The organism is Buchnera aphidicola (Macrosiphoniella sanborni), assembly GCF_005080885.1.
In the GTDB taxonomy this organism is placed as follows: domain Bacteria; phylum Pseudomonadota; class Gammaproteobacteria; order Enterobacterales; family Enterobacteriaceae; genus Buchnera; species Buchnera aphidicola_AU.
Genome location: NZ_CP034864.1, coordinates 328,486 through 342,276, shown reverse-complemented (window position 1 = coordinate 342,276; position 13,791 = coordinate 328,486). Strand labels below are relative to the sequence as shown.

Here is a 13,791-nt window from a genome sequence, read left to right as displayed (position 1 = left end):
TACATGTTTATATGTTTAAAATATTTTTTTTTGGATGGTTTGCAGGGATTGTTCTTTCTTTAACTACTGCTCCATTAGGTTCATTTATCGTGTGGAGACGTATGTCATCTTTTGGTGATACTTTATCACATTCTTCTCTTCTTGGTATAGCAATATCTCTTATATTCAATATAAATTCATTTTTTTCTCTTTTTCTTTTGATGAGTACACTTTCTCTTATTTTAGCGTGGTTAGAAAAATCATTACCATTTTCTTTAGAAACAATACTTAGTCTAATATTACATAGTTCATTATCTTTAGGAATGATTCTTATAAGTTTCATATCTAATCATCATACAACAGATATTACAAATTATTTATTTGGCGATCTGTTATCTGTCACAGAATATGATTTAATTGTTATTATTATAAGTAGTCTAATAATACTAACTATTTTATACTATCGTTGGAATTCTATTTTATTAGCAACAATTAATGAAGAATTAGCTCAAATAGAGGGCGTAAATATTTTTTATGCTCGTTTAACTATTATGTTAATGACTGCTTTCAGTATTGCTATAGCTATTAAATTTGTAGGTGCATTATTAATTACATCTTTATTAATTATTCCTCCAGCAACAGCACAAAATTTTTCTAATTCACCAGAAAAAATGGTTATAATTGCTATTATAGCAAGTATTGTTTCTATTACAGGAGGAATCATTTTATGTTTTTTTCTTCATACACCTGCAAGCCCATCTATTGTATTATGTTCTTCGTGTTTATGTGTATTAGGTATAATAAAAAAAGTTTTTTTTAAAAATTTTTTATAATTGTTTTTTTTTTAATATTTGTATAGATAATTCTTTTAATGTTGAAATATCAACAAAACTAGGAGAATCAGTCATTAAACAAGTAGCTGATGTTGTTTTAGGAAAAGCAATCACATCTCTAATATTTTTACTATTAGTTAATAGCATGACTATTCTATCTAAACCTAAAGCTATTCCTGCATGAGGAGGTGCTCCATATTGTAATGCCTCTATCAAGAAACCAAATTTTTCATATTGAAGAGATTTATTAATACCAATGATATCAAATACTCGTTTTTGCATGTTAGCATTATGAATACGAACTGAGCCTCCTCCAATCTCATAACCATTTATTACAAGATCATAACTATCTGAAATAGCAATATCTGGTGTATTTTTTAACATTTCCATATCCATATTTTTTACAGCTGTAAACGGGTGATGAACAGAAGAAAGTTTTCCTGTACTATCTTTATGAAACATAGGAAAATCAACAATCCAGACAGGTTTCCAACTATTTTTATCAGTAATATGAAGATCATTACCTAATTTTAAACGTAACATACTAAGAGATTTATTTACAATATAGTCTTTATCTGCCATTAAAAATAAAATATCTCCGATTTTTGCACTACTTTTTTGAAGTATTTTATTAAAAGTAATATCGTCTAATATGTTTTTCATAGAACTGCATATATCTTTATAATTAAAATGATATGCTGTAATTTTTATATAAAATAATTGTTTTGCACCGTATTGTTTTACATATTCGATATAATTATTAATTTTTTTTAAACTTAAAATAGCACCTTGGGGTATACATAATAATGCTATACGATTATTTTCTTGAATATTTATTTTAAAAAATAGTGTAAATTTTTTATCTTGAAATATATCATGTATATCAACAATTTTAAGTGGATTTCTTAAATCTGGTTTATCTGATCCATATGTTTTTATAGATTCATTAAAAGATATTATAGGAAATTTTTTTAAATTAAAATTAATAATCTTTGACCAAATTTTGATGATTAGTGCTTCTATTAAATTAATAAATTTTTTAGAATTCATAAAAGAAACTTCAATATCAATTTGAGTAAATTCTGGTTGTCTATCTGAACGTAAATCTTCATCACGAAAGCATTTAACTATTTGATAATATTTATCAATACCAGCAATCATTAATATTTGCTTAAATAATTGTGGAGATTGAGGTAATGCATAAAATTTTCCATAATGATTACGACTTGGTACTAAATAATCTCTAGCTCCTTCTGGTGTAGATTTTGTAAGTATAGGAGTTTCAATATCTAAAAAATTTTTTTTTGTTAAAAATTGTCTGATTAAATAAGTGATTTGATTTCTTTTTTTTAGATTTTCTAAAAGATTAAAATTACGTAAATCTAAATATCTATATTTTAATCTTAATTCGTCATTATTATCATTGAGATAATTTATAGGAAGAGTTGATGAAATATTTAAAACTGTTAATACATGAGCTAAAATTTCTATTTCGCCAGTACTCATTTTAATATTTTTATTTTTTTCTATTCTTTTTTGTACGATGCCATGAATTTGAATACAAAATTCATTTTTTAAATTTAATACTTGTTGAAAAAGAATTTTATTTTTCAAATGAACAACAATTTGAATTAAACCTGTATGATCTCTCATGTCAATAAAAATCAACTTACCGAAATTTCTTATTTTATGCACCCATCCACATAATATTACTTTTTTATTTAAATCTTTTATTCGAATATTCCCACAATATTGCGTGCGCATAAATTCTCTTTAAATTATTTTGAAAAGTTTGGGTTTTTCAAGAAAAGTATAATATATTTTTTTCAAATTAGATTATTATTAGATAAGTTCTTAAGATATGAATTCCGTTTAGGAATATAATTGATTTTTCTAAAATATTAATTATGATTTTTGTTAAATTATTAACGACTCCTAAAAATTATTCTTCCCTTAGTTAAGTCATAAGGAGTAAGTTCTACAGTTACTTTATCTCCTGTTAATATTCTTATATAATTTTTTCTCATTTTTCCTGAAATATGAGCAGTAATAATATGTTTATTTTCTAATTCTACACGAAACATAGTATTAGGTAATGTATCTATTACTGTTCCTTGCATTTCAATATTTTCTTCTTTAGACATTTTATTCCTTACTAAAATTTTTTTTTATATTTTAATAATATCAGATACTAGTCATTTTGACTAGTATATTTTAATATACAACATATTATAAAGATAATTTTTTATTCTTTTTTTATGTTGTTTCATTTAGATAACGTTCACTATCTAAAGCAGCCATACAACCACTAGCAGATGATGTAATTGCTTGTTTGTATACGTGATCTATTACATCTCCTGCAGCGAATATACCAGGTATATTTGTTTGTGTATAATTTCCATGTCTACCTCTTTTGACCTGAATATAACCATCTTTCATTTTTAATTCGTTAACGAATATACTTGTATTAGGAATATATCCAATAGCTACAAATAATCCAGAAACTGGAATATGTTTTTCTTGTATTTTTTTATTATTTTCTTGTTCAATCCGTACGTGAGTGACTCCAAAAGTATCACCTAATATTTCTTTTATAGTAGAATTAAAATAAATCATGATCGTTTTGTTCTTAATTTTTTGTTGTAATCGATCTAATAAAATTTTTTCAGCACTAAAATTTTTTTTTCTATGTATTAAATGTACCCTTTTAACAAAATGAGATAAATATAATGTTTCTTCTATAGCTGTATTGCCTCCACCTACTACTGCAACTTCTTTTCCTTTATAAAAGAAACCATCGCATACAGCACATGTTGAAACTCCTTTCCCTTGAAATAATTTTTCTGATTTTAATCCTAAATATCTAGGATTTGCCCCAGTAGCAATAATAACTGCATCTGCAGTATACTTATTTTTTTCACCTATTAAATAAAATGGTTTTTTTTTAAAATCTACTTCTATGATATTATCAGATATCACTGTAGTATTAAGTTGTATAATATGTTTATACATTCGATTCATTAGTTCTGATCCACTTATTTTATCTGCATCTCCAGGCCAATTTTCAATCTCATTAGTATTCATAAGTTGCCCTCCTTGATTGATACCAGTAAGCAAAATAGGATTCAAATTAGCTCTTGAAGCATATATTGCAGCAGTATATCCAGCTGGTCCAGAACCTAAAATAATGATTTTATTATGTTTAATAATATTCATTTTCTTATTTCCTAAAAATATATTGTTAATGTCTATTAATGTCTATAATACAATAAATATTGTATTTTTTAATATTAATGATTAATATTTTTGAATAGAATAATATATATCTTTTTAATTTAATTAGAAAATATTATAATTGTTTTAATTTTATCAAATACATCTTAATATATTAAATAATTTAATTATTTATTTTTTTGAGTATAAAAATTTGAGTATTTTTCTATCTTTATCGTTTATAAGTCGTTGAATTAAGTTATTGAATAAATTATAAAATATATTAAATAAAAAATATTTATAATTTAGAGGAGAAAAATATGTTATGTTGAATCCTTATTTTTTAAGAAATGAATTAAATATAATAGCAAAAAAATTATTAAAAAAAGGTTATATATTAGATATTTCAAAAATTTCTTCTATGGAAGATAAGCGGAAAAAATTACAAATTGCTACAGAGGATTTACAATTTAAACATAATTCTTTATCCAATTTAGTCAGAGAATCTAAAACAAAAAAAAATCAACATTCAATATCAAAAAAAAAATTAATAGAATCAGCAAAAACTTTACATGATTTAAAAAATCAACTAAATATTTTAAAAGAAGAAATTTATAATTTTTCTATGTGTATACCTAATATTCCTGCAGATGATGTTCCAAAAGGAAATTCTTCAATTTATAACAAAGAAGTTAAATATTGGGGAAAAAAAAGAAAATACAATTTTATTGTTCAAGATCATATAACAATAGGCAAGAAATTTCAGGAATTAGATTTAGAATCTTCAGCAAAAATATCCGGATCTCGATTTGTTGTAATGCATGGTAAAATAGCTCTTTTGCATCGAGCATTGAGCCAATTTATGTTAGATTTACATACTTTGAATCACGGTTATATAGAAACTTATGTTCCTTATTTAGTAAAGCCTAAAGCATTATATGGTACTGGTCAATTGCCGAAATTTAGTCATGATTTATTTCATATAACTATGATAGATGAAAAAAAATATATATTAATTCCAACTGGGGAAGTACCATTAACTAATTTAGTTTGTAATAAAATAATAAATGAAAATGATTTGCCTATTATGTTAACTGCACATACTCCTTGTTTTCGGTCAGAAGCATCTTCTTATGGACGTGATTCCAGAGGTTTAATAAGATTACATCAATTTGATAAAGTAGAATTAGTGCAAATAGTAACACCAGAGAAATCTGAAGCAGCATTAGAAGAATTAACAAACCATGCTGAAAAAGTATTGCAACTTTTAGATTTACCATATAGAAAAGTTCTATTATGTGCAGGAGAAATGGGTTTTTCTGCTGTAAAAACTTATGATTTAGAAGTTTGGTTTCCTTCCCAAAAAAAATATAGAGAAATTTCTTCTTGTTCTAATATGCATGATTTTCAAGCTCGTCGCATGAAAGCTCGTTATAAAAAAAAATCTGAACAAAAAAATTGTTTTGTACATACATTAAATGGTTCTGGTTTAGCAATAGGAAGAACATTAGCTGCTATTTTAGAAAATTATCAACATTCTGATGGTCGTGTCGAAATCCCTAAAATTCTTCAAAAAAAATATATGCAAGGATTAGAATTTATAAACTAATCATAAATATAATTCTTAAAACATAATTGGTGAAACAATGAATGTAGTTTATAATTTTAGTGCTGGTCCAGCTATGATGCCAAAAGATGTTTTGTTACAAGCAACAAAAGAACTGCAAAATTGGAAGCAATCCGGTTCTTCTATTATAGAAATTAGCCATCGTAGTGAAGAATTTATACAAGTTGCCTTAGAAGCAGAACAAGATCTTAGAGATTTGTTAAATATACCTGATCATTTTAAAGTATTATTTTGTCAAGGTGGTGCTAGAGGACAATTTTCTGCTGTTCCTATGAATTTATTAAGTTGTGATAAAAAAGCAGATTATATAAATAGTGGTTATTGGTCTGAATGTGCATTTATAGAATCTAAAAAATATTGTATCCCCAAATCAATATTAATTAAAAAAAAACATTATGATAGAAAAACATTTCTTTTACCAATGAAAAAATGGAATTTTAATAAAGATTCAGAATATATTCATTATTGTCCTAATGAAACAATAGATGGATTATCTATTTATGAAGAGCCTTGTTTTAATGACAAAGTCATTATAGCAGATTTTTCATCTTGTATTTTGTCCCGAGAAATTAATATTGAAAATTACGATCTCATTTATGCAGGTGCACAAAAAAATATTGGTCCTGCAGGTATAACTATAATTATCATAAGAGAAAATTTAATAAAGTTTTGTTCAAAAATATCACCTTCGATTTTAGATTATAAAAATATATTACAGTACAACTCTATGTTTAATACACCACCTACATTTTCTTGGTATTTATCAGGATTAGTTTTTAAATGGTTAAAAAAAAATGGAGGTTTAAAAAATATTGAAAAATTAAATAAAAAAAAAGCAGATTTATTATATAAAAAAATCGATGATAGTGATTTTTATATTAATAATATCGATATTAAGAATCGATCAAATATGAACGTTGTATTTTATTTAAAAGATCCTCAATTAAATTCAATTTTTTTAGAAAAAGCTTCTTTAATAGGTTTAAAATATTTAAAAGGACATCGTATAGTAGGTGGTATGCGAGCATCTATTTATAATGCTATGCCATTAGCAGGGGTTCAAGCTTTGATAAATTTTATGTCATATTTTGAAAATCGATATGGATAAAAAATTTATATAAATTTTTAAAACATTATTTTAATTTTTATTAAATAGAGCGTATATTAATTATGCAAGATTCTCTTGATTTAAAACCGGTTTCTTATGTTAATGGAACTGTTTACTTACCTGGTTCTAAAAGTATTTCAAATAGAGCATTATTAATTTCTTCTATGGCTAAGGGGACAACAAAATTAACTAATTTATTGCATAGTGATGATACACATTACATGTTAGATGCTTTAATAAAATTAGGCATTAATTATAGTTTATCTGATGATAAAAAAACGTGTTATGTTGAAGGTATAGGACAATCTTTTTTTCTATCTAAATCAGTATCATTGTATTTAGGAAATGCAGGTACTGCGATTCGACCTTTGCTTGCAGTATTATCTTTAAAAAAAAATGATGTTTTTCTTCATGGCGAAGATAGAATGCATGAAAGACCAATAAAAGATTTAGTAGATGCATTACAACAAGGAGGAGCTGATATTGAATATCAAAAAAATGTTGGATATCCTCCAATACGAACTAAAGGTGGTTTTATTGGTGGTTCTATTATTTTAAATAGTAATATTTCTAGTCAATTTTTAACTTCTTTATTAATGAGTGCACCACTTGCTTTGAAAGATACAACTATTTTTATTAAACAAGATTTAATTTCAAAACCATATATTGATATTACTCTAAGTTTAATTAAATCTTTTGGAGTAAATATTACGCACGATTCTTATCGTATTTTTTATATCAAAGGAAAACAATCATATACTACTCCAGGAGAATATAAAATTGAAGGAGATGCTTCTTCAGCATCTTATTTTTTAGCTTCTGCTGCTATTAAAGGTGGTACAGTTAAAGTTGTTGGTATTGGAAAAAAAAGTATTCAAGGTGATATAAATTTTGCTCATGTTTTAGAAAAAATGGGAGCAAAAATTTTATGGGAAGATTATTCTATTACTTGTATTCGTAATACATTAACAGCAATAAATTTAGATATGAATCATATTCCAGATAGCGCAATGACTATTGCTATAGTTGCTTTATTTGCACAGGGTACTACTACTATTAGAAACATATATAATTGGCGAGTTAAAGAAACTGATCGTCTATCTGCGATGAGTATTGAATTAAAAAAAATTGGTGCTATTGTTAAAGAAGGAAAAGATTTTTTATCTATTTCTCCTCCTCAAGTTTTTCAATATTCTAATATTAATACTTATAATGATCATCGTATAGCTATGTGTTTTTCACTTATCTGTTTATCTGGTATTGGTGTAAATATACTTAATCCTAGTTGTGTGTCAAAAACTTTTCCGAATTATTTTAAAGAGTTTTTATCTATTTGTAATAATTAAAAATTTTTATATATTAAAGATAAAATATGATAAACAAAAATCCTATTATAACTATTGATGGTCCTTGTGGTGTCGGTAAAAGTACAGTTTCTAAAATAATAGCGCATAATTTAAATTGGTTTCTACTAGAATCAGGATGTATTTATCGATTTATAGCATTTTTAGCATTACATAAAAATATTGAAATTATTGAAAAAAATATGATCTTTTTATTAGATAATTTGAATTTCTCATTAATAAAAAAAAAACTATTGATGTTTTTCATAAAACAAAACATCTTGAGATAATTAGTAATATTTCTTCTCAATTAGGAACTTATCCTAATATGAAGAAAATATTAATTAATAAACAAAGGTCTTTAAAATATTTATCAGGTTTAATAGCAGAAGGGCGTGATATGGGTACAGCAGTATTTCCAGATGCTGTGATCAAATTTTTTTTAGATGCTGATTTAGAAGTACGTGTTCAACGAAGAGCAATAGAATTTAAAAAAAAAGGTTATCATGTAAATTATGAAGAATTATTTATGCAAATGAAGAATCGTGATGAATCTGATCGAAATCGATTATTTTCTCCTTTATGCATACCAAAAAATGCTATAATATTAGATTCTACTTATATGACTTTATCAGAAGTTATTAAATCTATAATAGAAATTATTTTAAAAAAAATAGAAATATAATTATTTATAATTCATTTAATTTTAAAATCATAAACATTCTTTAATAAGGATTATTACAAGATAATATTAAACAAGATTATTTTAGCATGAAGTTAAAATAAACAATTAACAAAATTTCGTATATTATTAATATGAATGAATCTTTTGCTCAATTATTTGAAGAATCTTTAAAAGAGATTAAAACTCGTCCAGGTTCAATTATTCGGGGTATTGTCGTTGCAATAGAAAAAGATATTGTTTTAGTTGATGCTGGTTTAAAATCTGAATCTTCTATTCCTTCTGAACAATTTAAAAATTCTCAAGGTGTAATAGATATTAATGTAGGCGATGAAATTGATGTTGCGTTAGATGCTATTGAAGATGGTTTTGGTGAAACGTTGTTATCTCGTGAAAAAGCAAAACGACATGAAGCATGGTTAATATTAGAAAAAGCTCATGAACAATCAAAAACAGTGACTGGAATTATTAACGGTAAGGTTAAAGGTGGTTTTACTGTTGAATTGAATGATATACGTGCATTTTTACCTGGTTCTTTAGTTGATGTACGTCCAGTACGAGAAACCATACATCTTGAGGGTAAAGAATTAGAGTTTAAAGTAATTAAACTAGATCAAAAACGTAACAATGTTGTTGTTTCACGTAGAGCTGTTATTGAATCAGAAAATAGTGCAGAACGAGATCAACTATTAGAAAATTTACAAGAAGGTATTCATCTTAAGGGAATTGTAAAAAATCTAACAGATTATGGTGCTTTTGTAGATTTAGGCGGAGTAGACGGTCTTTTACATATTACTGATATGGCTTGGAAAAGAGTAAAACATCCTAGTGAAATTGTAAGTGTAGGAGATGAGATTCAAGTAAAAATTTTAAAATTCGATAGAGACAGAACACGTGTTTCATTAGGGTTAAAACAATTAGGTGAAGATCCATGGATTGATATTTCTAAGCGTTATCCAGAAGAAAAAAAAATAACTGGACGTGTTACAAATTTGACAGATTATGGTTGTTTTGTTGAAATTGAAGAAGGTGTTGAAGGTTTAGTACATGTATCAGAAATGGACTGGACTAATAAAAATATACATCCATCTAAAGTAGTTTCTGTAAACGATATCGTTGAAGTAACAGTTTTAGATATTGATGAAGAAAGAAGAAGAATTTCTTTAGGATTAAAACAATGTACAATTAATCCATGGAAAGAATTTTCAGAAACTCATAAAAAAGGAATACGTGTGATTGGAAGAATAAAATCTATTACAGATTTTGGTATTTTTATTGGGTTAAATGGAGGAATTGATGGATTAGTACACTTATCTGATATTTCTTGGACAATATCTGGTGAAGAAGCAGTTAAAAAATATAAAAAAAATGATGAAATCTCTGCCGTGGTTTTACAAGTAGATGCTGAAAGAGAACGTATTTCTTTAGGAATTAAACAATTAGAAGAAGATCCGTTTAGCACATATGTTTCTAATTTTAAAAAAAATGAAATTATCACAGGAAAAGTGAAATCTATTGATAAAAAACATATTATTGTACAATTACCAGAATCTCATTTAGAAGGAATTATTAGATTATCTGATATTCCTCGAGTAAATTCTGAAAAAATAATCAATCAATTTAATTTTGAAGATAAAATTTTAGTAAAATTATCTAGTTTTGATCGAAAAAATAGAATAATTTATCTTGTAATTCACATTCCTGACGAAAAAGAAAAAAAAGATTCTACAATAATATCTAACAATAAAAAAAATAATGATAATTTTTCTAATGTTATGACAGCTGCATTTAACGCTGCTAAAAATACTGAATAATTATTCTATTTAAAATAAAAAATTTTATTTTTAAAATAAACATTAATAAAAAATAACTTTTAAGACATATAAATCGCAGAGGTTTTATGACGAAGTCAGGATTATTTACAAAAATTACTAAAAAAAAAATTCATATTTCTAATAAAATAATAAGACTAGCTATAATAGAAATGTTAAAGCATATGACAACGTCATTAGCAAAAGGAAAAAGGATTGAAATTCGAGGGTTTGGTAGTTTTTCCCTACATTATCGTTCTCCTCGTATTGGTCGAAATCCTAAAACTGGGGAAATAGTACAACTGAATGAAAAATATGTGACTTATTTTAAACCAGGAAAACAATTACGTGATCGCGCAAATACATATAAATAATATATCTTAATATTTTTATAGTAGAAACTAAGTTAATATATACTTATTTTATTTATAAATATGCTTAGTTTCTATTATCTTAAGTTTTAAAAGGTCAATATGAAAAAATTTTTTATAGTAGCAAACTGGAAATTAAATGGAAATATTAATATGATTTCTAGTTTTTTTGAATATTTTCAATTATATGCATTAAATTATTTAGAAAAGAACACTATTGTTATTGCACCTCCTACTGTATATTTAGAACGAGTTTATAAAAAAATAAAAAAAATGAATATTTTTCTTGGAGCTCAAAATGTAGACATTCATTTGACAGGTCCATTTACTGGTGAAACTTCTATTTTAATGTTAGAAGAAATAGGTGCGAAATATGTTATTGTTGGACATTCTGAAAGACGTTTATGGCATAATGAAACTGATGATCTTGTTGCAGAAAAAATTTGTTTGATTAAAAAATTAAATTTAACACCGATTTTATGCGTAGGTGAAACAAAGATAGATAAAGATAATGGTAATACTAAAAAAATTATTAAAAATCAATTAGATTGTATACTAAAAAAATTAGGAAAATTAGCATTTCAAAATATAATTATTGCTTATGAACCTATTTGGGCTATTGGAACAGGTATATCAGCTAATCCAAAAGATGTACAATTAATACATGAATTTATAAAAAATTATATTAAAAAAAACGATTCATCTATTAAAAACATTATTGTACAATATGGTGGTTCTGTTAATATAAAAAATGTAAAATCATTTATTATTCAACCTGATATAGATGGTTTATTAATCGGTAATGCATCTTTAAATGCTGAAATTTTTTTAAAAATTGTAAAAACTTCGCATGATATTTTTTAATAAAACATCAATTAATTACTATTAATATTTTTATATATCCAACCTCCTAAATTAGCACCTAGTATGGGACCAATTGTAGGTATTAAACAATATAAAAGATTATTATTACCGCCAGTAAATGATAAAGTTCCCCATCCAATTAAACTTAAAAATATTTTAGGACCCAGATCGCGCGCTGGATTTAAACTTATATTACTTAAAGGATTCATAACTAAATTAATTATACATATTAACATTCCTACTAAAAGAGGTTTAATAAATTGATTTTGTAGGAAAAAATTATGTTTTTTATTATTAAATTCTAATAAAATAATAATAAATAGCGTATTTGCAAATATTTCTACTAAAGCATCATATAAAAAGCTATTATTATAGTTCGGATAGATACAAAAAATACAAGCTACATCAATACTTTCTATTGAACCAACAATAATGTTATGTTGTTTTATAAATGTGGTTAATAATTGATTATAAAAATAATATACTACAAGAGTAAAAAAAAAAGAACCAAATACTTGAGATATTATATATGGTAATACCTTTCTTTTATTAAATTTGTTAGATAACCAAAAAAAAATAGTAATAGCTGGATTTAAATGTGCACCAGATATAGTCGAAGTTAAATATATTGAAATAGAAACACTTAAACCCCAAATACAACTAATTTCAAATTCATTAAGTTTAATATTTGTTAATTTTGATGTAGCTAAACAGCTAATACCAAAAAATATTATTAAACCTGTTCCTAAAAATTCAAATAAACATTTTTTTATGATATTTTTTTTTCTATAAATATTCATTGTACATAACCTATATTATCTTTTTTCAAGATAAATAATATTAAAATTAGAGCGCCGGAAAGACCGGCACTAATTTTATATTAGTATAGTTTTTTAGCAGTGATTAATAAATCTTTTTTAAAAATACATTTCATATTTTTTAATGCATTTTCTATATCGTTAAAAACCATTTTTTCATTTCTAATTCCCACACATTTACCTTGATAACCTTTTAATAATAATTCAATTGAATATGCACCCATTCTTGAAGCTAATATGCGATCATACGCGCTTGGTGCACCACCTCTTTGAATATGTCCAAGAATTGTTGCTCTAGTTTCACGATGTGTTTTTTTTTGAATATATTCTGCTAATTCTTTTACATCACAAATGTGTTCTGTAATTGCAACGATAGCATGTTTTTTACCTTTAGCAATACCTTCTTCTATTTCAAGAACTAGTTCTTCTTTTTTAAAACGAATTTCTGGTAATACAATAAATTCACATCCACCAGCGATAGCAGCAGATAAAGTTAAATCTCCACAATATCTACCCATAACTTCAACTATAGAAATACGTTGATGAGAAGAAGAAGTATCTCTTAATCTATCAATAGCTTCAACAACTGTTTGTAAAGCTGTAAAATAACCTATTGTATAATCAGTACCTGCAACATCATTATCAATTGTTCCTGGAAGACTAATACATGGAATTCCCATTTCTGTTAATTTTTTAGCTCCTAAATAAGAACCATCTCCACCAATTACAACAAGAGCATCTATTTTTCTTTTATGAATATTTTTTACTGCAATAGAACGTATATTTTTTTTACAAAAACTCGAAAATCTAGCAGAACCTAAAAATGTCCCTCCTCGATTAATCATATCAGAGACACTATACCTATCAAGTTTTACCATTCTATTTTCATATAAACCTAAATATCCATCATAAATTCCAAAAACTTCTAATTTTTCACTTAACGCTGTTCTAACGACTCCTCTAATTGCAGCATTCATACCTGGAGCATCACCACCACTAGTTAAGACTCCAATTTTTTTAATCATTAGAACCTCTATTTAAACTTCGATAAAAATTTCATTTTAATACAATTTAATTGTACTTTTTAAAAAAATATCAGAATTTTGAAGTATATATAAATTTATTTAATATTAATAAAATGA

14 protein-coding genes are annotated in these 13,791 nt (G+C 25.3%); 9 read left to right on the top strand and 5 right to left on the bottom strand.

What is annotated here, in order from left to right; all coding sequences use genetic code 11:
- Window positions 1–11: 11 nt before the first annotated feature.
- Entirely contained in the window at window positions 12–812 is an 801-nt protein-coding gene (locus D9V74_RS01500) for a metal ABC transporter permease (RefSeq protein ID WP_158362640.1), read from the top strand.
- Here D9V74_RS01500 and aspS read toward each other — a convergent pair.
- From aspS to trxB, 3 genes are all read right to left on the bottom strand, one after another.
- Window positions 807–2,576, bottom strand: a complete 1,770-nt coding sequence (aspS, locus tag D9V74_RS01495) for an aspartate--tRNA ligase (protein WP_158362638.1) — start codon at window positions 2,574–2,576, stop codon at window positions 807–809. The two genes, D9V74_RS01500 and aspS, sit on opposite strands and share 6 nt — an antisense overlap.
- A 161-nt stretch (window positions 2,577–2,737) precedes the next feature.
- The gene (gene infA / locus D9V74_RS01490; protein ID WP_014500015.1) at window positions 2,738–2,956 is read right to left on the bottom strand and encodes a translation initiation factor IF-1; all 219 of its coding nucleotides are present in this window, start codon (window positions 2,954–2,956) and stop codon (window positions 2,738–2,740) included.
- Window positions 2,957–3,068: 112 nt separating this feature from the next.
- Window positions 3,069–4,028: a thioredoxin-disulfide reductase gene (trxB, locus tag D9V74_RS01485; protein WP_158362636.1), complete on the bottom strand. Its 960-nt coding sequence runs from the start codon at window positions 4,026–4,028 to the stop codon at window positions 3,069–3,071.
- A gap of 322 nt (window positions 4,029–4,350) precedes the next feature.
- Between trxB and serS the strand changes: the two genes are divergently transcribed.
- From serS to tpiA, 8 genes are all read left to right on the top strand, one after another.
- On the top strand, window positions 4,351–5,634 hold the full coding sequence (serS, locus tag D9V74_RS01480; RefSeq protein ID WP_158362635.1) for a serine--tRNA ligase: 1,284 nt from the start codon (window positions 4,351–4,353) through the stop codon (window positions 5,632–5,634).
- 37 nt (window positions 5,635–5,671) lie between these two features.
- Window positions 5,672–6,760 carry a 3-phosphoserine/phosphohydroxythreonine transaminase gene (gene serC, locus D9V74_RS01475; protein WP_158362633.1) on the top strand — a complete coding sequence of 363 codons (1,089 nt, stop codon included), beginning with the start codon at window positions 5,672–5,674 and terminating at the stop codon, window positions 6,758–6,760.
- Between the two features lie 62 nt (window positions 6,761–6,822).
- A complete protein-coding gene (gene aroA / locus D9V74_RS01470) occupies window positions 6,823–8,106 on the top strand; it encodes a 3-phosphoshikimate 1-carboxyvinyltransferase (protein WP_158362632.1) in 1,284 nt (427 codons plus the stop codon).
- 26 nt (window positions 8,107–8,132) lie between these two features.
- Window positions 8,133–8,393, top strand: coding sequence for a (d)CMP kinase (locus D9V74_RS01465; protein WP_158362630.1), 261 nt, complete (start codon window positions 8,133–8,135; stop codon window positions 8,391–8,393).
- Between the two features lie 38 nt (window positions 8,394–8,431).
- The gene (locus D9V74_RS01460; protein WP_261979348.1) at window positions 8,432–8,788 is read left to right on the top strand and encodes a (d)CMP kinase; all 357 of its coding nucleotides are present in this window, start codon (window positions 8,432–8,434) and stop codon (window positions 8,786–8,788) included.
- Window positions 8,789–8,919: 131 nt separating this feature from the next.
- Window positions 8,920–10,599 (top strand): 30S ribosomal protein S1, encoded by a 1,680-nt coding sequence (gene rpsA, locus D9V74_RS01455; RefSeq protein ID WP_158362626.1) that lies wholly within the window; start codon window positions 8,920–8,922, stop codon window positions 10,597–10,599.
- An 86-nt stretch (window positions 10,600–10,685) separates the two neighbouring features.
- Window positions 10,686–10,970, top strand: a complete 285-nt coding sequence (ihfB, locus tag D9V74_RS01450) for an integration host factor subunit beta (RefSeq protein ID WP_158362624.1) — start codon at window positions 10,686–10,688, stop codon at window positions 10,968–10,970.
- 99 nt (window positions 10,971–11,069) lie between these two features.
- Window positions 11,070–11,831: a triose-phosphate isomerase gene (gene tpiA / locus D9V74_RS01445; RefSeq protein ID WP_158362622.1), complete on the top strand. Its 762-nt coding sequence runs from the start codon at window positions 11,070–11,072 to the stop codon at window positions 11,829–11,831.
- A gap of 11 nt (window positions 11,832–11,842) precedes the next feature.
- Here tpiA and D9V74_RS01440 read toward each other — a convergent pair whose 3' ends face one another.
- The gene (locus tag D9V74_RS01440) at window positions 11,843–12,631 is read right to left on the bottom strand and encodes an MIP/aquaporin family protein (RefSeq protein WP_158362621.1); all 789 of its coding nucleotides are present in this window, start codon (window positions 12,629–12,631) and stop codon (window positions 11,843–11,845) included.
- Between the two features lie 80 nt (window positions 12,632–12,711).
- Complete coding sequence (gene pfkA / locus D9V74_RS01435; protein ID WP_158362619.1) at window positions 12,712–13,674, bottom strand: 6-phosphofructokinase; 963 nt, start codon at window positions 13,672–13,674, stop codon at window positions 12,712–12,714.
- Window positions 13,675–13,791 lie beyond the last annotated feature (117 nt).